The organism is Haloferax sp. Atlit-48N (genome assembly GCF_003383015.2).
In the GTDB taxonomy this organism is placed as follows: Archaea; Halobacteriota; Halobacteria; order Halobacteriales; family Haloferacaceae; genus Haloferax; species Haloferax volcanii.
Genome location: NZ_CP137689.1, coordinates 1,190,769 through 1,207,438, shown reverse-complemented (window position 1 = coordinate 1,207,438; position 16,670 = coordinate 1,190,769). Strand labels below are relative to the sequence as shown.

General features: G+C 68.9%; 21 protein-coding genes. 7 read left to right on the top strand and 14 right to left on the bottom strand.

Features of this window, described 5'->3' with window-relative positions; all coding sequences use genetic code 11:
• Positions 1–30: 30 nt before the first annotated feature.
• From DEQ67_RS06580 to DEQ67_RS06535, 10 genes are all read right to left on the bottom strand, one after another.
• Positions 31–552 carry a multiprotein bridging factor aMBF1 gene (locus tag DEQ67_RS06580; RefSeq protein WP_081597081.1) on the bottom strand — a complete coding sequence of 174 codons (522 nt, stop codon included), beginning with the start codon at positions 550–552 and terminating at the stop codon, positions 31–33.
• 75 nt (positions 553–627) lie between these two features.
• Positions 628–2,049, bottom strand: a complete 1,422-nt coding sequence (locus DEQ67_RS06575) for a sensor histidine kinase (protein WP_115891273.1) — start codon at positions 2,047–2,049, stop codon at positions 628–630.
• A complete protein-coding gene (locus DEQ67_RS06570) occupies positions 2,049–2,234 on the bottom strand; it encodes a hypothetical protein (protein ID WP_115891274.1) in 186 nt (61 codons plus the stop codon). The genes DEQ67_RS06575 and DEQ67_RS06570 overlap by 1 nt, the downstream gene beginning before the upstream one ends.
• Before the next feature lie 332 nt (positions 2,235–2,566).
• Positions 2,567–3,169: a CDP-alcohol phosphatidyltransferase family protein gene (locus DEQ67_RS06565; RefSeq protein WP_115891275.1), complete on the bottom strand. Its 603-nt coding sequence runs from the start codon at positions 3,167–3,169 to the stop codon at positions 2,567–2,569.
• Positions 3,166–3,675, bottom strand: coding sequence for an adenylate kinase family protein (locus DEQ67_RS06560; protein WP_115860004.1), 510 nt, complete (start codon positions 3,673–3,675; stop codon positions 3,166–3,168). The genes DEQ67_RS06565 and DEQ67_RS06560 overlap by 4 nt, the downstream gene beginning before the upstream one ends.
• Positions 3,672–4,757 (bottom strand): histidinol-phosphate transaminase, encoded by a 1,086-nt coding sequence (gene hisC / locus DEQ67_RS06555; protein WP_115802501.1) that lies wholly within the window; start codon positions 4,755–4,757, stop codon positions 3,672–3,674. The genes DEQ67_RS06560 and hisC overlap by 4 nt, the downstream gene beginning before the upstream one ends.
• Before the next feature lie 95 nt (positions 4,758–4,852).
• The gene (locus DEQ67_RS06550; RefSeq protein WP_115860006.1) at positions 4,853–6,433 is read right to left on the bottom strand and encodes a GMC family oxidoreductase; all 1,581 of its coding nucleotides are present in this window, start codon (positions 6,431–6,433) and stop codon (positions 4,853–4,855) included.
• On the bottom strand, positions 6,426–7,043 hold the full coding sequence (locus tag DEQ67_RS06545) for a gluconate 2-dehydrogenase subunit 3 family protein (protein ID WP_004043646.1): 618 nt from the start codon (positions 7,041–7,043) through the stop codon (positions 6,426–6,428). The genes DEQ67_RS06550 and DEQ67_RS06545 overlap by 8 nt, the downstream gene beginning before the upstream one ends.
• Positions 7,044–7,084: 41 nt before the next feature.
• Entirely contained in the window at positions 7,085–7,477 is a 393-nt protein-coding gene (locus DEQ67_RS06540) for a DUF1648 domain-containing protein (RefSeq protein ID WP_004043647.1), read from the bottom strand.
• A gap of 48 nt (positions 7,478–7,525) precedes the next feature.
• Complete coding sequence (locus DEQ67_RS06535) at positions 7,526–8,257, bottom strand: fumarylacetoacetate hydrolase family protein (protein ID WP_115802499.1); 732 nt, start codon at positions 8,255–8,257, stop codon at positions 7,526–7,528.
• Positions 8,258–8,564: 307 nt separating this feature from the next.
• Between DEQ67_RS06535 and DEQ67_RS06530 the strand changes: the two genes are divergently transcribed.
• Both DEQ67_RS06530 and DEQ67_RS06525 read left to right on the top strand, forming a co-directional pair.
• A complete protein-coding gene (locus DEQ67_RS06530; protein WP_115891276.1) occupies positions 8,565–9,281 on the top strand; it encodes a metal-dependent hydrolase in 717 nt (238 codons plus the stop codon).
• A 100-nt stretch (positions 9,282–9,381) separates the two neighbouring features.
• Positions 9,382–9,780, top strand: a complete 399-nt coding sequence (locus tag DEQ67_RS06525) for an OsmC family protein (RefSeq protein ID WP_004063615.1) — start codon at positions 9,382–9,384, stop codon at positions 9,778–9,780.
• A gap of 111 nt (positions 9,781–9,891) precedes the next feature.
• On the opposite strand, the gene DEQ67_RS06520 is transcribed toward DEQ67_RS06525, so the two are convergent.
• From DEQ67_RS06520 to DEQ67_RS06510, 3 genes are all read right to left on the bottom strand, one after another.
• A complete protein-coding gene (locus DEQ67_RS06520) occupies positions 9,892–10,026 on the bottom strand; it encodes a hypothetical protein (protein WP_004043651.1) in 135 nt (44 codons plus the stop codon).
• A 78-nt stretch (positions 10,027–10,104) separates the two neighbouring features.
• Entirely contained in the window at positions 10,105–10,701 is a 597-nt protein-coding gene (locus DEQ67_RS06515; RefSeq protein ID WP_004063616.1) for a DJ-1/PfpI family protein, read from the bottom strand.
• Positions 10,702–10,809: 108 nt separating this feature from the next.
• Complete coding sequence (locus DEQ67_RS06510; RefSeq protein ID WP_115860008.1) at positions 10,810–11,592, bottom strand: HAD-IIA family hydrolase; 783 nt, start codon at positions 11,590–11,592, stop codon at positions 10,810–10,812.
• Between the two features lie 78 nt (positions 11,593–11,670).
• Here DEQ67_RS06510 and DEQ67_RS06505 point away from each other — a divergent pair, with 78 nt between their 5' ends.
• The 5 genes from DEQ67_RS06505 to DEQ67_RS06485 all read left to right on the top strand — a co-directional run bounded on the left by DEQ67_RS06505 (position 11,671) and on the right by DEQ67_RS06485 (position 15,242).
• The gene (locus DEQ67_RS06505; protein WP_115802495.1) at positions 11,671–11,925 is read left to right on the top strand and encodes a hypothetical protein; all 255 of its coding nucleotides are present in this window, start codon (positions 11,671–11,673) and stop codon (positions 11,923–11,925) included.
• Between the two features lie 70 nt (positions 11,926–11,995).
• A complete protein-coding gene (locus DEQ67_RS06500) occupies positions 11,996–12,781 on the top strand; it encodes a GTP cyclohydrolase III (protein ID WP_115891277.1) in 786 nt (261 codons plus the stop codon).
• Positions 12,782–12,784: 3 nt separating this feature from the next.
• Complete coding sequence (locus tag DEQ67_RS06495) at positions 12,785–13,783, top strand: zinc-dependent alcohol dehydrogenase (RefSeq protein ID WP_004063621.1); 999 nt, start codon at positions 12,785–12,787, stop codon at positions 13,781–13,783.
• Positions 13,784–13,789: 6 nt separating this feature from the next.
• Positions 13,790–14,167 (top strand): 6-pyruvoyl trahydropterin synthase family protein, encoded by a 378-nt coding sequence (locus DEQ67_RS06490; RefSeq protein ID WP_004063622.1) that lies wholly within the window; start codon positions 13,790–13,792, stop codon positions 14,165–14,167.
• A gap of 1 nt (position 14,168) precedes the next feature.
• Entirely contained in the window at positions 14,169–15,242 is a 1,074-nt protein-coding gene (locus DEQ67_RS06485) for a glycosyltransferase family 4 protein (protein WP_115891278.1), read from the top strand.
• 54 nt (positions 15,243–15,296) lie between these two features.
• Here the strand turns inward: DEQ67_RS06485 and DEQ67_RS06480 are convergent, their stop codons facing one another.
• On the bottom strand, positions 15,297–16,601 hold the full coding sequence (locus DEQ67_RS06480) for an MFS transporter (protein ID WP_115860012.1): 1,305 nt from the start codon (positions 16,599–16,601) through the stop codon (positions 15,297–15,299).
• Positions 16,602–16,670 lie beyond the last annotated feature (69 nt).

Genomic DNA, 16,670 nt, shown 5'->3' with positions numbered 1-16,670 from the left:
CCGCGACGGGTCGGCGTCGGGCGCTTCCGATTAGTCCTTCCGTTTGACCACGTCGCCGAGGGTGGTGGTCGTGGAGCCGCCGCCGGACCACTCGGAGTCGTCGTCGCTCTCGCCTTCGACCAGCGAGATGTCGAGCTTGCGCTCGATTTTCTTCCGGACGGAGTCCGGCGGCATGATGTCGCCGCGTTCGAGCTTGCGGATGAGGCTCGCCTTCTCGTTGAGCGACTGGGCGAGCTCTTCTTGGCTCAGCCCGCGCGACTCCCGCGCCTGCCGGATGCGGTCGTCGTAGTCGGTCGCGATTTCGTCCATGTCGTCGAACATGTCGCGGCGGCGCGTCTTCGACGACGAGGAGGAAGACGACCCCGAGGAGCGAGAGGAGTTCGAGCCCGACGAGGAGGAGGTGGAGTACTTCGTGCTCGCGCTGGAAGTCGACTCGGTGCGGACCTCCGTGCCGAACTCGGCGCAGTCGTCACACAGCTGCAGTTCTGCGCCTTCGACCTTCACAGTCTTCAGAGAGGCTTGGTCGGAGCCGCACATCTCGCACTGAGGCATACACTCACGTACCCGCCCGCCGCGTATAAAAGGCACGCCACCGGCCACCGAATCGCTCGGGACGCGACGAGGTCGCTACCGACTCCCGTCCGCCAGCGGGAGCGTCAGTTGGACGGTGCTCCACCCGTCGCGTCGGTCGTAGTCGACGCGGCCGCCCGCGGATTCGACCACCCACTTGACGACCCACAGCCCCAGCCCGGAGCCGTGGCTGAGTTGCGTGATGTCCTCGTCACCGAAGACGGCCGCCCACTCGATTTCGGGGATACCGTCGCCGTCGTCGCTGACGCGGAGCGTCGCGTCGTTCTCGCAGCGCTTCGCCTCGATGCGGACCGTCACGTCCTCGGGCGTGTGTTCGAGCGCGTTCTCCACGACGTTGGCGAGCGCCTGCGCGAGTTTCGGCCCGACCGACACCGGGAGCGACGGCGGGAGGTCGAGGTCGAAACTCGCGGCGGGGAACCGAGTCCGCCGCGGTTCGACGACGGCGCGGACCGTCTCGGTCGCGTCGACCACCTCGTCGGGACGCTGGTCGTCGAGGACCGCCGCGGCGGTCCGGGCCTTCTCGCTGACTCGGAGGAGCGTCTCCGTGTGCGCGGCGATTCGCGCGGCCGCGTGGTCGACGTGGGAGTCGGCCGTCGCTTCGCGTATCTCCTCGGCCATCCCGAGGACGACGTTCATCTCGTTTCTGAGGTTGTGCCGGAGGACGCGCTGGAGCACCTGTAAGTGCTCTCTGGCCCGGCGCTGGCTGGTGATGTCGGAGTAGATGGAAAAGCCGTACTGCTTCCCGTCGCCGCGACTGTACGGGATGCCGCGGTAGAGGAACTCGCGTCTACCCCACGCGGTCTGCCGGGTGACGACGGCGTGGTTTGCCTTCCCGTCGGCCGTCCGCTGGTCGAAGTCGACCGCCTCGTCGTCGGCGTCCGGCGGGACGATGAAGTCGTTGAGCGACTCGCCGCGCACCTCGTCGGCGTCGTAGCCGAAGACGGTCTCGAACCCCGGGTTGACCGCCCGAACGACCGGCTCGATGCCGACGATTTCGAACTCGATGACCGCGTCGTCGATGAGGTCGAACAGGTGGTCGAAGCGGTCGCGCTCGGTGTGCAGCCGCGCGGTCGTCGGTTCGGACGGCTCTCGGCAGACCGCGCCGACGACCCGGTTCGCGTCGGAGTCGGAGTCGAAGCGGTCGCCGTCCCCGTCCCCATAACCACCGCCGTCGCCGCCGCGGTACGGGGCGAACTCGAGTTCGATGTCGATTTCGGCCGGCGCGTCCCCGACCGCCGGCCCGTCGTCACCCGCCGAGAGCCGACAGCGGCACCGACGGCTCTCCCACCCGCTCGCCCTTCGCACGGCGTCGAGCGTCCCGCGAACGTCCGGCCAGTCCCCGTCGCCGACGAAGTCGGAAAGCGGTCGCCCACGGAGCGCCGCGGCGTCCGCGCCGAGCTGCGCCGCGAACTCGTCGCTCGCGTGGATTACGGTTCCCGCCGCGTCGACGACGAACATCAGTCGCTGAGCGTCGCGTACGGCGGTCGGTCCCGCGTTCGGGGCCGGCGAGTCGCCACCGAGACGCCCGCCGGTTCGGTCACGAACTCGACGGACTGTGCCGCGCCGTCGCGGGCGGTATCGGCCCCGCCGGCGCGTCTCGGGCCGCACCCCACGTCGAGAACGCCGTCGTGCGAGCGCGTCACGGCCGAACACGCTCCAGATTCAAAACTGAAGATAACCGAATCGAACGCCGGTATCGTCCCCGATACAGACGGTGTGTAGTATAATTCAGAATCATTTGAGGACGGTAACTGGTGATAATCTCAATCATATAAATCTGGTTTAGCGGGCAACATCCACACCCGACGCGGGGCGGTCCCACCTGGTTACGGGAGCGAAACGGATGCTAGAGCGGACCGAAAGAGCGCGCCGCGGCGACGGTGTCGGCTCGGGGTCGCGTCGCCCCGCGCCGAACCGAGTCGATTCGAGCGTGGGGCGTGGTTGGCTGAGTCGAAGTTTGACGGGGTGGGGAAGGTCAGGTCAGGTCGCCCCACGCGCCCCAGAAGCGCTGGACCGCGGTGAGGTGGCCGACGACGGCGAAGAACACGAGGAGCCAGCCGGCGAGCGTCAGCCCGCCGACGGCGTCGGGGTAGACGGCGGACGCGAGGCCGACGAAGCCCATGAGCGCCAGTCGGTCGGCGCGCCCGACGAGGCCGCCGTAGGCGCGCCCGAGGCCGACCGCCTGAATCTGCGTGCCGAGGTAGGAGGTCATGAGGACGCCCGTGACGGCCGCGAGGCCCAGCGCGAACGAGTCGATGCCGGCGGCGAGGCCGACGAGGACGACGATGTCGGCGTAGCGGTCCAGCACGTGGTCGAGCAGGTCGCCGGCCTTCGAGGAGACGCCCTGCTCGCGGGCGAGCGCGCCGTCCACGAGGTCGAGCCAGCCGTTACAGAAGACGAACACCGCGCCGAGGCCGTACCAAAGCGGGTCGGCGAGGCCGAAGGCGACGCCGGCGGCGACGGCGAACCCGAAGGCGACGACGCTCACGCCGTTCGGTGAGAGACCGACCGCGTCGGCGACGGAGACGAACGGGGCGAGCAGCTTGTCGGCGGTGTCGCGGTACTGGTCGAGCGTCATAGGTAGTCGATGAAGTCGACGGTTCCCGCCGAGGGCGCTCTCTCGCCCGCGATAACCGCCGCGATATCGTCGGCGACGGCGTCGGGGTCGCGCTCGGTCGTGTCGATTTCGTACACCGACTCCTCGCCGTGGAACTCGACGGCCTCGCCGAGAATCACGTCCAGCGCCTCGGACTCGCGGTTCTCGCGCGCCTTCGCCTCGGCCTCGCCGCGGTCGAGGAGACGCTGTTCGAGTATGTCGGGCCGACAGCGAAGCACGACCACGCGGTCGGCCTCGAAGTGGTGTGCGAGGTGGCTCTCGACGATGCCGTCCCAGTCGCCGAGCTCGTCGCGGGCGGCGTCGAGGTCCACGACGAGCGTGTCGCGCTCGTCGTCGCGCTCGGTCCAGAGACCCTCGTCTTTCACGAGTCGGTTGAGGTGGACCACGTCGAGGTCGAGGTCGGCGGCGACGCGCTCCGTCGCCGTGGTCTTTCCGGTGCCGGGCGTGCCGGTGACGACGACTCTCACGCCGTCGGCACCTCCGAGACGATGCGGTTGAGCACGTCCACGGCGCGCTTGGTCTGGGTTTCCGTGCCGCAGGAGACGCGGATGCACTCCGGCAGGCCGAAGCTCCCGCAGTCGCGGACGATGACGCCCTCGCGCTGGGCGGCCTCGGTGACGGCCGTGGCGTCGCCGACCTCGACGAGGACGAAGTTGCCCTCGCTTTCCCACGTCGGCGCGTCGAGGTGTTCGCGGAGATAGTCGCGGGACCACCGGGCCGACTCGACGGATTTCTCGACGTGTTCCTCGTCGTCGAGCGCGGCGAGCGCGGCGCGGCAGGCGACCTCGCTGGCGGCGAACGGCGTGTTCACGCGGGCGTAGGCGTCGGCCCACGCCTCGGGCACGCAGGCGTAGCCGATGCGGAGACCGGCCAGCCCGTACGCCTTCGAGAACGTCCGCAGGACCGCGACGTTGTCGTACTCCGACAAGAGGTCGATGGCCGACGGCTCCTCGGCGAACTCGCCGTAGGCCTCGTCGACGACGAGGAGCGTGTGCTCTTCGACCGACTCGGCCAGTTCGACGAGTTCCTCCCGCGGGAGCACGGAACCGGTGGGGTTGTGCGGCGTCGTGAGGTAGACCATGCGCTCGCCGTCGTAGGCGTCGAGGACGAGGTCGGCGGTCTGTTCGAAGTCGTCGTCCTTCGACACCTCGTACTGGACGGCGTCGCCGTGGTGGTAGCGGGCGCTCATCGAGTAGTACGAAAAGCCGGGCGCGGGTTCGAGAATCCGGTCGTCCGGTTCGAGCACCGCGCGGGTCAGGTAGTCGATAGAGCCGTCCGCGCCGGGAGACACCCACACCTGTTCGGGTGCGAGGCCCCACTTGTCGGCGAGGCGTTCGGTCAGGTCCGTGTGGGCGGTCTTCGGGTAGACGCTCACGGTCGGCGCGGCGTCTTCGATGGCGGCGACCGCCTTCGGACTCGGGCCGTGGGGGTTCTCGTTCGAGGAGAGTTTCGTCAGGTCCTCGGGGTCCATTCCGAGTTCGCGGGCGACCTCCTCTGTCCCGCGGCCGGGTACGTAGGGAGCGTGCGCGGAGAGGTCCCGTGGTTGCATGGTCGGAAAATGCGGGTCGCGGTTCTTAAGCGTGCGTACTCCGGGTCGGACGTGGCGGTAGGGGAGTCGGGTTGGGGACGCGACACCGACGGCCGTCAGCCGAGCGCCGCCCGAAGCGACTCGGCGAGTCGCACGGAGAGCGCCGCGATGGTGAGCGTCGGGTTCATCGCGCCGCCGGTCGGGAAGACGCTCGACCCCGAAATCCAGAGGTTGTCGAGGTCGTGCGCGCGGCACTCGGCGTCGACGACGCTCTCGTCGGGGTCGTCGCCCATCCGCGTCGTCCCCATGTGGTGGTACGCGGGGCCGGTCTCGTCGGGGCCGACGGTCCAGCGGTCCTCGACGCCGAGTTCGTCCAGCACGCGCGTCTGAATCTCGTTGGCCCGCGAGAGCGCGGCCTCCGTCTGCTCGTCGACCGACCAGTGTATCTCGGGGACGGGATCGCCGAGGTCGTCGGTCGTCTCCCGGTCGAGGCCGACGTAGTTGTCCTCGCGGGGGAGCTGTTCGACCAGCGCGCCCATCGAGATGTGCGTGCCGTAGCTCTCGTCCAACTGGTCGCGCAGGTCGTCGCCCCACGTGTCGGCGTGGAGGGCCTCGATGACCGGCGACGGGCCGGCGTAGTTGAGAAACTCCAGTTTGAGGCCGTTGACCGGCTCGGCGTCGTCGTAGAACTGGTGGCACTCGCTGGTGTTGAAGCCGACGTGATTCTGTCGCGTGGGGCGGTCGAGGCGGCCGCCCGCCCCGGCGAACAGGTGGTCCATGAAGTACCGACCGACCGCCCCCGAGGAGTTGGCGAGGCCGTCGGGGTAGCGGTCGGAGTCGGAGAGCAGGAGCAGTCGGACGTTCTCGACGCCGCCGCAGGCGAGGACGAACTGGGTCGCTTCCTGTCTGTGGGTCTCGCCGTCGGGCGTCGTGTAGGCGGCGGCGACGACGCGCTCGCCCGTCTCGTCGTGGTCGAGTCGCCGGACTCGCGCCCGGTCGATGACCCGCGCGCCCGCGGCTTCGGCCTTCTCGACGTGTGACTCGGCGGTGTACTTCGCGCCGGAGGGACAGACCGGCTTGCACGTCCCGTAGCCGACGCAGGACGACCGGCCGTCGTAGGGTTCGGAGTTGCGGGCGTTGCCCACCGAGTGCATGTCGATGCCGAGGCGCTCGCAGGCCGCAGCGAAGATAGAGTCGGAGTGCGACGGCCGGAAGGCGGGAAGGGGGTGGGGCTCCTCCCGCGGCGGCGCGTAGGGGTTGTCGGCCGCGCCGGCGACGCCCAACTCGCGCTCCGCGGCGGCGTAGTACGGCCGGAGGTCGCCGTAGCCGATGGGCCAGTCGGCCCCGACGCCGTGTCTGGAGTCGAGTTCGAAATCGCGCTCGTGGAGGCGCATCACCATCCCCTGCCAGTGGAGCGTCGACCCGCCGACGCCCTTCACGCGGGCGGTGTTCAGCGGGTAAAACGAGTCGCCGGAGGAGGAAAACGCGTCCCGCGGGCCGCCCATCTCCCACGGGCCGCCGAGGCCGGGGCGGATGTGCTGTTCCAGCTGTTCCCGCCTGTCGCCGTCGAACCGCGGCCCGGCTTCGAGGACGACGACCGACGCCCCCGACTCGGCGAGTCGGTGAGCCACGATACCGCCGGCGGGCCCGGCACCGACGACGCACACGTCGGCGTCTGAGACGGGTGACCTATCCATCGTGCTCACCGCCCGAGTCGGGCAGTTCGCCGGGGGCGTCCATCGTCGCCCGCCGGTAGCTTTCGGTCCCGCCGGGGTGGCCGATGGGGTTTTCGATGCCGACGAGACGGCCGCCGGTCGGTGAGGCGTAGAAGGCGTACAACAGTTCGTTCACGACGTGAAACCGGAGGCGCTCGGAGAGCGTCCCATCCTGAACCGGGTCGGCGGTGTCGACGCCGAGTTCGCGCAGGAGGCGGTCGCGGTCGCCCGCCGGGAGGTCGGCGAAGGCCGCGCCCTCCCAGTCGCGGGCCACGTCGTCTAACTCGGTCGCGGCGTCGACCATCGCATCCCGGCGCGCGTCGTCTCTCGCGCGGCCGACGACGTAGGTCTCGACGAACTCCGAGACGCCCTCGGCCGCGCTCGGAAAGACCACCTCGCCCGCGGCGACCATCGTCTCGCGCACCGCGGTCGGCGGGGCGTCGTCGCCGTCCGCGCCGTCCTCTCCGGACGAATCGCCCCTCTCATCGGTCGACTCGGCGGTCGGCGGGTCGAACCGGGTCAGCGACACGGCCCCGCCGGTGACGCCGAGACCGGCGAGCACGGCCAGCGCGTCCCGTCGCGTCAGTCGCATTCGGCGGGAATTAGGCCAGCCTAATCTTAGGGCTTGCCTTCTCAGCCCGCGCGGTCGAGGACGACGGCGACGACGCCGAACGTGACGACGGCGGGAACGACCGCGACGACCATGTTGAACCGCGCGCCGAGGTTGTACGCGAGGACGAGCGCCTGCACGTACGCGAGAAACGTCGCCAGTATCGCGTCGAAGACGGGCGGCGCGCCGGTTCCGATGCCCGAGGCGTCCGCGAGACGGGTGATGAGAAGCGCGCCGACGCCGATTGCCGGAACGAGAAGCACGCCCAGCGGGGCGGCGACGAAGGAGTCGGGGTCGCCGCCGACGCCGAAGTGAATCGCGACCGAGGATGGGAGCGCGGGAAGGAGGGCGACGCCGGCGACGGCGCTCAGTGCGAGAATCGCAATGCCGACGAGTGTCAACCGAGGGACTCGCATACGGTCGGATTGCGACTCGGTGACGAAAAAACGGGGTGTCGGTCGCGCTCAGGCCTGTCGGACTCGGTGTTCGAGGACGCCGACGCCCTCGACTTCGACTTCGACGGTGTCGCCGTCTGCCAGCGGGCCGACGCCCTCGGGCGTTCCGGTCGAGATGACGTCGCCGGCTTCGAGCGTCATGTAGGTCGTGATTTCGGCGACGAGGTCGGGAATCGAGAAGATGAGGTGTTCGATGCTTGAGTCCTGTCGCGTCTCGCCGTTCACGCGAAGCGAGATGCTCGCGTCGTCGGGGAGGTGGTCGGGGTCAGCGAGAACCGGCCCGAGCGGGGCCGAGCCGTCGAACGCCTTCCCGCGGACCCAGTTCGTCTCGATGTCTTGGTCGTCGCGGTTGGACACGTCGTTCATGACGGTGTAGCCCGCGATGACCTCCGCGGCGTCCTCGGGCGCGACGTTCCGGCACTGCTCCCCGATGACCACCGCGAGCTCGGCCTCGTGTTCGACGTCTTCCTTGCCCGCGGGGAGCGTCACGGTGTCGCCGTGGCCGGCGACCGCGTTCGGCGGCTTGAGGAACAGAAGCGGACGGTCGGGGACCTCCTCGTCGCGCTCCTCGGCGTGCTTGGCGTAGTTGCGGCCGATGCAGACGATTTTTGACGGCTCGCACGGGGGGAGCACGTCGACCTCGTCGAGGTCGTAGCGCTCGCCGCCGAAGGAGACCGAATCGCCGTGCCACTCGCCGGTTCGAACCGCGCCCGCGGGGTCGCGGAATCGGACGTGATGCATGCCCCACGCGTCGGCGGGTGGCGTGATAGGCTTTTACATCGCGCGAGTCGCCCGGTGACGCGGGACAGTGTTGCACGATTCTCATCGCTTTTGTGGCCGTGGGATGACGGACGTGTATCGGCCGTCCCGGACAGTTCGTTCGAGTGGACTCGGGCGGCCGATTCTGCTGTCGAACTCGACGCGAGAGCGCCGGGGCTGTGCCGTCGAACGACGCCGAGAGAGCCCGACGAGCGGCACCGCCGAAAAGCGGTCACACCACCCCCTGCGAATAGCTTTTTGTGTATTTCGCCTGTAACAACCGAGTGCTATGGAACTCACCTGGCACGGTCACTCGACGTGGTACGTCACGGTCGGAGACACCTCGCTTCTCATCGACCCGTTTTTCGACAACCCCGCCACGTCTCTCGACCCGAGCGACGTGGAGACGCCGGACTACGTGCTTCTCACTCACGGGCACGCGGACCACATCGCCCACGCAGGCGAGTTCGACGGCGCGACGGTCGTCGGCACGCCCGAACTCACCGGCTACGTCGAAGCCGAGATGGGCGTCGACGACACCATCGGGATGAACATCGGCGGGACGGTCGAACTCGGCGACGCGTTCGTCACGATGGTCCGCGCCGACCACACGAACGGCATCAACACCGGCTACGAGCACGTGGCCGGGATGCCGGGCGGCTACATGATTAGCGACGCGGTGCCGACACAGGAGTCCGACGCCGACTCCACGACGTTCTACCACGCCGGCGACACGGGCCTCATGACCGACATGCGCGAGATTTTCGGCGCGTACTTCGAGCCCGACGCGGCGGCGCTCCCGGTGGGTGACCACTTCACGATGGGGCCGTGGCAGGGCGCTGTCGCCGCCGATTGGCTCGGCGTCGACCACGCCTTCCCGATGCACTACAACACGTTCCCGGCCATCGAAATCGACGTGCGCGACTTCGAGCGCGAGGTCAAGGCCGCCGGCAGTCACGCCGAGGTCCACGCGCTCGACGGCGACGAGTCGTTCACGCTCGAATAACCCCGCTCGGTCGGCGGCGACCCGTTTGGGGTGGGCGCTTGTGCACACCGTTGTCCTATTGAGGAACTTTTAGGGTCGGTCGCTTCTTTCTTCGGAGTGAATGTCCGACATCCAGACCTCTACTGTCAGCGAGGACGGTTTCGCATGCACGAGCCAGGTCGGCGACTTCGACCTCCAAATCGACGCCACCGACGAGACGGGTCCGAACCCGAACGCCGCGCTCGTCGCGACGTACGCCTCCTGTTTCCTCCCCGCCTTCCGCGTCGGCGGGCAGAAGACGGGCTTCGACGACCTCGGTAAGGTCCAGATCGACGCCGACGCCGACCTCGACGACGGCGACGACCTCGAACGCATCAGCTTCGACGTCTACGTGGAGTCCGACCTCTCGGACGACGAGTTCGCTGAAATCACGGAACTCGCCGAGGACATCTGCCACGTCCACGACGCGCTCCGCGACGAGTTGCAGGCCGACGTGACCGTCGTCGGCGACGCGTTCTAAGCGTCGCTCGCGGCTGCGCCGACACGTACTCATTCTTTTCGCAGAAACCGACGCCGCCAGCGACGAGTGTCGCCGCAGGCTCGGATTCGGGTTCCGAGACGCCCCGCCGGGTCAGTCGCGGCGTTTCTTATAGCTTCGAAGACTCATCGCCTCGCCTTCCACGATGATAACCTCGCGGTCTTGGGGGTCCGATTCGACGACGTCGTCGACCTGTTCGCGGAAGTACGGGCTGTTCGGCTCTTCCATACCTCTCCCTTCGTCGCCCCTAATAAAAATCTTTGTCAGACATTCTCACACGCGATATCGTGTGAGCGGCTCGACGAATCAGTCGTCTGCGGCCGCTGCGGCCGGTTCGTGGCTGATTTCGGTGCCGAGCACGTCGAGGAACGCCGCCAGCCACTCGGGGTGGTCCGGCCACGCTTGGCCGGTAACGAGGTTGCCGTCGACGGTCACTTCGTCGACCCACGAGCAGCCCGCGCGCTCGACTTCCGCGCGGACGGCGGGGTAGGCGGTCATCTCGTAGCCGTCGAGGACGCCCGCGGCGGCGAGAATCTGCGGGCCGTGGCAGATTGCGGCGACCGGCTTGCCCTCGTCGAAGAAGTGCCGGACGGCGTCGAGCACCTCGTCGTAGCCGCGGAGATACTCCGGCGCGCGGCCGCCGGGGACGACGAGCGCGTCGTAGTCCGCGGGGTCGATGTCCGCGAACGTCGCGTTCAGCGCGAAGTCGTGGCCGCGGGTCTCCAGATACGTCTGGTCGCCGCGGAAGTCGTGGACGGCGGTCTTACACCGGTCGCCGTCCTCCTTTTCGGGACACACCGCGTGGACCTCGTGCCCCACCATCTGGAGCGCCTGGAACGGTACCATAATCTCGTAGTCCTCGACGAAGTCGCCGGCGAGGAGCAGAATCTTCTTTCCGGACATGGGCATCACCCAGTCAGTAGTTGTCGCGTCAGAACGATAATGATTGTGTAGGCAGGACCGGCGACGACGCGGAACTCGATGCTCGACTGCTCTCGTGGGCGAACCGTGCTACTCCGAGACGAGACGCCCGACCTCGCCGAGGCCGTCGAGGACGTGGTCGGGTTCGTACTCGCTGGCCGCGAGAGCCGCGTCGTCGGTCACGCCGGTTCGGACGAGCGCGGTGCCCATGCCCGCGTCGAGGCCGAACGCGATGTCGGTATCGAGGCGGTCACCGACGATGAGCACCTCCTCGGGAGGCAGGCCGAGTCTGTCGAGGACGTCCTCCTGGGCGACCTTCGAGGGCTTGCCGAGAATCGCGTCGGGGTCGCGCTCGGCGACGCCCGCGACGGCGTTGATAATCGCGCCCGACCCGGGGATGTCGCCGTCGGCGGTCGGGATGATGACGTCGGGGTCGGTGCCGTAGAAGGCGGCCCCGGCCCGGAGCGCGCGGTTGGCGTCGCGGAGGTCGTCGTAGTGGAACTCGCGGTCGATGGCGACGACGACGACCTCGGGGTCGTCCTCGGGACCGACGAGTTCGAGGCCTGCGTCGCGGAGTTGGTCGCGGAAGCCCGCCTCGCCGATGGCGAACGTTCGCGCACCGGGATGCCGGTCGGCGAGGTACGCCGTCGTCGTCGTGCCGGAGGTGACGACCTCGTCGGCGGTCGCCTCGATGCCGGCTCGGCGGAGCCGCGCCTCGTAGGCGACGGGCGCTTTCGTCGGGTTGTTCGAGACGAACAGTCGGTCGAGTCCGGCGGCGTCGACGGCGGCGAGCCCGTCGAGCGCGCCCGGAATCGCTTCGTCACCGCGGACGACGGTCCCGTCGACGTCGAACACGACACCTCGGTAGTCCATCGTCCTCGGTAGGGAGCCGGGGCTGTTGAACGTTCGCCCGAGAGAACCATTATGTTCGTTGGTGACATATGTCGTCGCATGGATGTCTCTTCGAAGCGATTGACCGGGTGGCTTCGCGGCCCGGCGACCGGCAACAGCCCCATCGGTGTCTACGGGCTGGTGACCGCGATGGTCGCGGTGTTTCTGACGTACTCCATCGTGGCCACGGTCTCCGTCGTCGGCCCGCTTCTGTCGACGACGGCTATCGCCCTCCTGTCGGTCGGCGTGTGGCTGGCGACGTGGGCGGTCCTCGACGTGGTCGCCAGCCGGACGATCCGGGAGTCGGGCGGCTGAGCGACTCGGGGTTGCGGCGGGACCGTCACAGAACCAAAGACCAATATGCGCGACGCCCTACTCGTCTACCGTGACGAATACGCAGCTGACACTCGTCCAAATCGACAACTACGGGCCGTGGACGGTCACTCCGGACCCGCGGCGGGAGATGGACCTCCAGACGCTCCAGTCGCGGCTCTTCGCCGACTTGGCCCAGTTCGTCGGCTCTCGCGACGGGTACGCGTTTTTCACCCGATTCGACAACATGGTCGCGGTCACGAACGGTCTCGACCGCGACGACCACGAACTGCTGCAGGAGTCTATCGCGAACCGCTATCCCGTGACGCTCAGTCTCGGCATCGGCGTCGACCGGTCGCCCGCAGTCGCGCTCGAACGCGCCACCGACCGCATCCAGCGAGTCGGGAGCGCACAGGACGGCGACCGCCGCGAAGTGCTCTCCGGGGAGACCCTCGCGGACGCCGACCGCACGGGAACCGACCTCCAAATCGCGCACTTCGACGTGAACGACGCGACGGGCAAGTACACCGACCGCCTCAACGAGTTCGACACGTTCATCCACATCGAACAGGGCTACGCGTCGCTCATGCGCCACCTGCGCGAGGAACACGGCGCGCTGTCGTTCTTCGTCGGCGGCGACAACATCATCTCGGTCACGCCCGACCTCACAGAAGACCAGTACCGCGACGCCATCGACCACGTCGAGGCCGAGGCGGACGTGGAACTCAAAGTCGGCGTCGGCGCGGCGTCGAACGCTCACGAGGCCGGCTTCGCGGCCAAACACGCGCTCGAAGACTGTCGCCACCGCGGCACGACCGTCGAGTACGCCGACGCCGCCGTCGAGACCGCAGACAACTGAGCGATGGAGGGTCGCGCGGTCTACTTCGTGGCCCCCGAACGCGTCGAGGTCCGCGACCGCGACGTGCCAGCGCCCGGTCCCGAGGAGGTCCGCGTCCGCACCCTGACCTCCGCGGTGAGCTCCGGGACCGAGCGACTCGTCTACCGCGGCGAGGCCCCGACCGACCTCGCCGCCGACGAGTCAATCGCGGCGCTGGAGGGCGACCTCTCGTTTCCGCTCCGCTACGGCTACGCCGCCGTCGGAGAAATCGAGGCCGTCGGTGACGGCGTGCCCGACTCGCGGCTCGGCAGCCGCGTCTTCGCGTTCAACCCCCACGAGAGCCGCTTTCTCGCGTCCCCCTCGGAACTCATCGCCGTCCCCGACGACGTGACCGACGAGCGCGCCGCGCTCCTGCCGACGATGGAGACCGCGCTCAACTTCGTGATGGACGGTCGGCCGCTCATCGGTGAGCACGCCGTCGTCTTCGGACAGGGCGTCGTCGGGCTCGTGACGACCGCGCTCCTCGCGCAGTTCCCGCTCGGGAGTCTGACCGCGGTCGACTGCGTGGCCGAGCGCCGGGCCATCGCCGAGGCCCTCGGCGCCGACGAGGCCGTCCATCCCGAGTCGCTTGACGCCCCCGCCGACGGGGCCGACCTGACGCTCGAACTCTCGGGCGACCCCGACGCGCTCGACGACGCGCTGTCGGTGACGCGGTACGACGGCCGGGTCGTCGTCGGGTCGTGGTACGGCACCAAGCCAGCCACCCTCGACCTCGGCGGGCGGTTCCACCGCTCGCGCATCAGCGTCGAGAGCAGTCAGGTCAGCACCATCGACCCCGACCTTCGCGGCCGCTGGGACGCCGACCGCCGCTTTTCGCTGGCGTGGGACCACCTCGAAGACCTCCCGCTGGACCCGCTCGTGACCCACCGAATCGGCGTCGAGTCCGCCGCTCGCGCCTACCGACTCCTCGAAGACGCGCCCGACGAGGCCGTCCAAATCCTCTTTACGTACCGGAACTGTTGACAGTTCATGTACCGCGTCTCGGTTCGCAGGGACCTCATCGCCCAGCACTACCTGACGGTTCCGAACCCCGGCCCGGAGGGTGAGTTACACTCTCACGCGTTCACCGTCGAGGTCGAACTGTCGGGACCGGAGCTCGACGAGCACGGCTACCTCGTCGACATCGACGACGTGAAGGCCGCGCTGGACGCGACGCTGTCTCGCTATCGCGACGAGACGATGAACGAACTCGTGGAGTTCTCGGGGCAGAACCCGAGCGTCGAGCGGTTCGCCCGCGAGGTGTGCGAGCGGTTCGTCGAGGCGGCCTCGCTCGACGCGCCCCAGCACGTCTCCGTCCGCGTTTGGGAGGACGACGTGGCGAGCGCGACCTACGAGACTCCGCTCTGACGTGCGTGTCGGCCTCGTCGTCTACGGCCCGCTCGACGACCGCTCCGGCGGCTATCGCTACGACTCCGAACTCGTCGGCGGACTCCGCGCCGCCGGCGACGACGTGACCGTCGTCTCGCTCCCCGAACGGCCGTACCGGAAGCGACTCCGGGACAACGTCACCGCCGTCCGCCGCCTCCGCGCCCTCGACGTGGACGTGCTCTTGCAGGACGAACTGTGTCACCCCTCGCTCGTCGGCGCGAACGCCCTGCTCGACGACGAGACCCCGGTCGTCTCCGTCGTCCACCACCTCAACTCGCTGGAGCGGTTCCGGGCGTGGCGACGACACGCCAGACGCGCCGTCGAGACCCGGTATCTCCGTTCTGCGGACGCGTTCGTCTTCAACAGCGAGACGACGAAACGGACGGTCGCGGCCGTCACCGACCCCGACCCGAGCGTCGTGGCGCACCCCGCCGGCGACCGCTTTGCGTCGTTCGGCGCGCCCCTCGACGACGACGAGATACGGGCGCGCGCCGCCGATGGGCCGCTCCGCGTCGTCACCGTCTGCAACCTCGAACCGCGGAAGAACGTCGACGGCCTGCTCCGCGGTCTCGCTCGCGTCCGCGACGACTGGAAGCTAACCGTCGTCGGCGCGGCGGTCGACGCCGACTACGCCGACTCGCTTTCGGCCCTCGCGGTCGCCCGCGGCATCGACGACCGCGTGACGTTCGCGGGCCGGCTCTCGGACGCCGACCTCGCCGCGACGCTCCGGGAGTCACACCTGTTCGCGCTCCCCTCCCACTACGAGGGGTTCGGCATCGCCGCGGTCGAGGCGATGGGGTTCGGCCTCCCGGCGCTCGTCTCGTCGGCCGGCGGCGCGAGCGAACTCGTCACGCACCGCGAAGACGGCTTCCTCGTCGACCCGACCGACCCGTCCGAACTCACCGACGCCGTGGCCCCGCTGTGTCGGAATCGCCGGCGGTTGCAGTCGCTCGCTATCTCGGCCCGCGACCGCTTTCTCGCGCACCCGACGTGGGACGAGACGGCGGCGACGGTCCGCTCGTTTTTGCTCGATATCGTCGGTGGCGCCGACTGACGCCGACGCCGACGCGGACCGGGCGTCGACGTCGACCACGGCGTCGAAGCGGCGCTAATCGCCGTGGGCGGGCGAGGGACTGCCGCCGCCACCGCCGCCGACCTCGACGGTTTCTCCGACCTGCGTGTAGACGAGGAGCAGGCCGACCGCGCCCAGCGCGGTCGCGGCCACGAAGGGGACGGCGAAGCCGAAGCCGACGAGGACGCCCGAGAACAGCGCGCCGATGGCGACGCCGAGGCCGAACCCCATCGTGAGAAGCGAGAGCGTCGACCCCGACTGCCCCGCCTTGGCGATGTCGCCGGCGAGGGCGAGCGAGGGAGCGAAGACGGCCGCGACCGCGACGCCTTGCAGGAACCGCGCGAGAATCATCAGCGCCGGCGTCTGGACGAACCCCTGTGCGAGCGTCGTCGGGAGCAGGAGGACGAAGCCGCCGACGAGGAACGGCCGCCGCCCGTAGCGGTCGCTCAGCCGGCCGATGGGGTACTGGAAGACGACGTTGGCGAGGACGGTCGCGCCGAACTGCACCGAAAACAGGAACGTCCCCTGGTCGAGGCGCTCGTTGATGACGTTTGCGAGCGGGGCGTACATGGCGATGCTCAGCGCCATCACGACGGTCGCGACGCCGAGGGCGAACACGGGGTCGAGGCCGGGGCCGTCGGGGTTCCGAACCGAAATCGAGATGTCGTCGGCCGCCTCGCTGTCGGTCCGTTCGGGGTCCTCGATGAGCAGTACGATGAGGACGAAACTGACCGCCGCGCCGACGACCGCGACGAGGAACGCGGCGTCGAAGCCGGAGAGCGCGACGCCGGCGAGCGAGTAGGGGCCGGCGGTGACGACGCCGCCGGCGACGAGCGGGCCGGTCCCGAAGCCGAGCAGTCGGAAGGTGTTGAACAGGCCGAAGTTGCCGCCGCGTTCGTCCTCGTCGGAGAGTTCGTTCACGAGCGCCACCGTGACCGGGATGGTGAACGCCGCGCCGAGACCCTGGAGCGCACGCATGACGAGTATCGAGCCGTAGTCCGTGAACACGAGGTAGCCGGCGCTCCCGACGGCGACGAGCGCGAGGCCGGTCAAAAGAAAGACTCGGCGGCGGCCCGTGCGGTCCGACAGCGACCCCGTAAACGGCTGGCTGAAGCTGTTGAGAAACCCGAACAGCGAGAGCACGACGCCGATGAGGAGTTCGGTCGAGAGAGGAATCCCAACGGGACCGAAAGAGAGCGTCGTCCCGACGAACGACGGCATCGACACCAGTTGGCTCCCGATGTACAACGGGAGGACGACGACCAGAAACGAGTTGGCGAGGGCGTCGACCATCCGAGCCAGCGCGAGCGCGAGAATCCGCGTGTCGACGTTCGGGCGCATCGTCGCTCGCTACGGTCTTCCGGTGTATCAAGCTACGCGCCCCAGCGACCCTCGCCGCGAGATGCGCGG

Excerpts from the sequence above, each read along its gene's own strand:
- DEQ67_RS06530 (WP_115891276.1), top strand. The coding sequence starts at position 8,565 with ATGGAACTCACCTGGCACGGTCACTCGACGTGGTACGTCACGGTCGGA.
- hisC (WP_115802501.1), bottom strand. The coding sequence starts at position 4,757 with ATGCAACCACGGGACCTCTCCGCGCACGCTCCCTACGTACCCGGCCGC.
- DEQ67_RS06505 (WP_115802495.1), top strand. The coding sequence starts at position 11,671 with ATGGATGTCTCTTCGAAGCGATTGACCGGGTGGCTTCGCGGCCCGGCG.
- DEQ67_RS06535 (WP_115802499.1), bottom strand. The coding sequence starts at position 8,257 with ATGCATCACGTCCGATTCCGCGACCCCGCGGGCGCGGTTCGAACCGGC.
- DEQ67_RS06565 (WP_115891275.1), bottom strand. The coding sequence starts at position 3,169 with ATGACGCTCGACCAGTACCGCGACACCGCCGACAAGCTGCTCGCCCCG.
- DEQ67_RS06490 (WP_004063622.1), top strand. The coding sequence starts at position 13,790 with ATGTACCGCGTCTCGGTTCGCAGGGACCTCATCGCCCAGCACTACCTG.
- DEQ67_RS06580 (WP_081597081.1), bottom strand. The coding sequence starts at position 552 with ATGCCTCAGTGCGAGATGTGCGGCTCCGACCAAGCCTCTCTGAAGACT.
- DEQ67_RS06575 (WP_115891273.1), bottom strand. The coding sequence starts at position 2,049 with ATGTTCGTCGTCGACGCGGCGGGAACCGTAATCCACGCGAGCGACGAG.
- DEQ67_RS06550 (WP_115860006.1), bottom strand. The coding sequence starts at position 6,433 with ATGGATAGGTCACCCGTCTCAGACGCCGACGTGTGCGTCGTCGGTGCC.
- DEQ67_RS06525 (WP_004063615.1), top strand. The coding sequence starts at position 9,382 with ATGTCCGACATCCAGACCTCTACTGTCAGCGAGGACGGTTTCGCATGC.
- DEQ67_RS06515 (WP_004063616.1), bottom strand. The coding sequence starts at position 10,701 with ATGTCCGGAAAGAAGATTCTGCTCCTCGCCGGCGACTTCGTCGAGGAC.
- DEQ67_RS06520 (WP_004043651.1), bottom strand. The coding sequence starts at position 10,026 with ATGGAAGAGCCGAACAGCCCGTACTTCCGCGAACAGGTCGACGACGTC.
- DEQ67_RS06545 (WP_004043646.1), bottom strand. The coding sequence starts at position 7,043 with ATGCGACTGACGCGACGGGACGCGCTGGCCGTGCTCGCCGGTCTCGGC.
- DEQ67_RS06480 (WP_115860012.1), bottom strand. The coding sequence starts at position 16,601 with ATGCGCCCGAACGTCGACACGCGGATTCTCGCGCTCGCGCTGGCTCGG.
- DEQ67_RS06495 (WP_004063621.1), top strand. The coding sequence starts at position 12,785 with ATGGAGGGTCGCGCGGTCTACTTCGTGGCCCCCGAACGCGTCGAGGTC.
- DEQ67_RS06510 (WP_115860008.1), bottom strand. The coding sequence starts at position 11,592 with ATGGACTACCGAGGTGTCGTGTTCGACGTCGACGGGACCGTCGTCCGC.
- DEQ67_RS06540 (WP_004043647.1), bottom strand. The coding sequence starts at position 7,477 with ATGCGAGTCCCTCGGTTGACACTCGTCGGCATTGCGATTCTCGCACTG.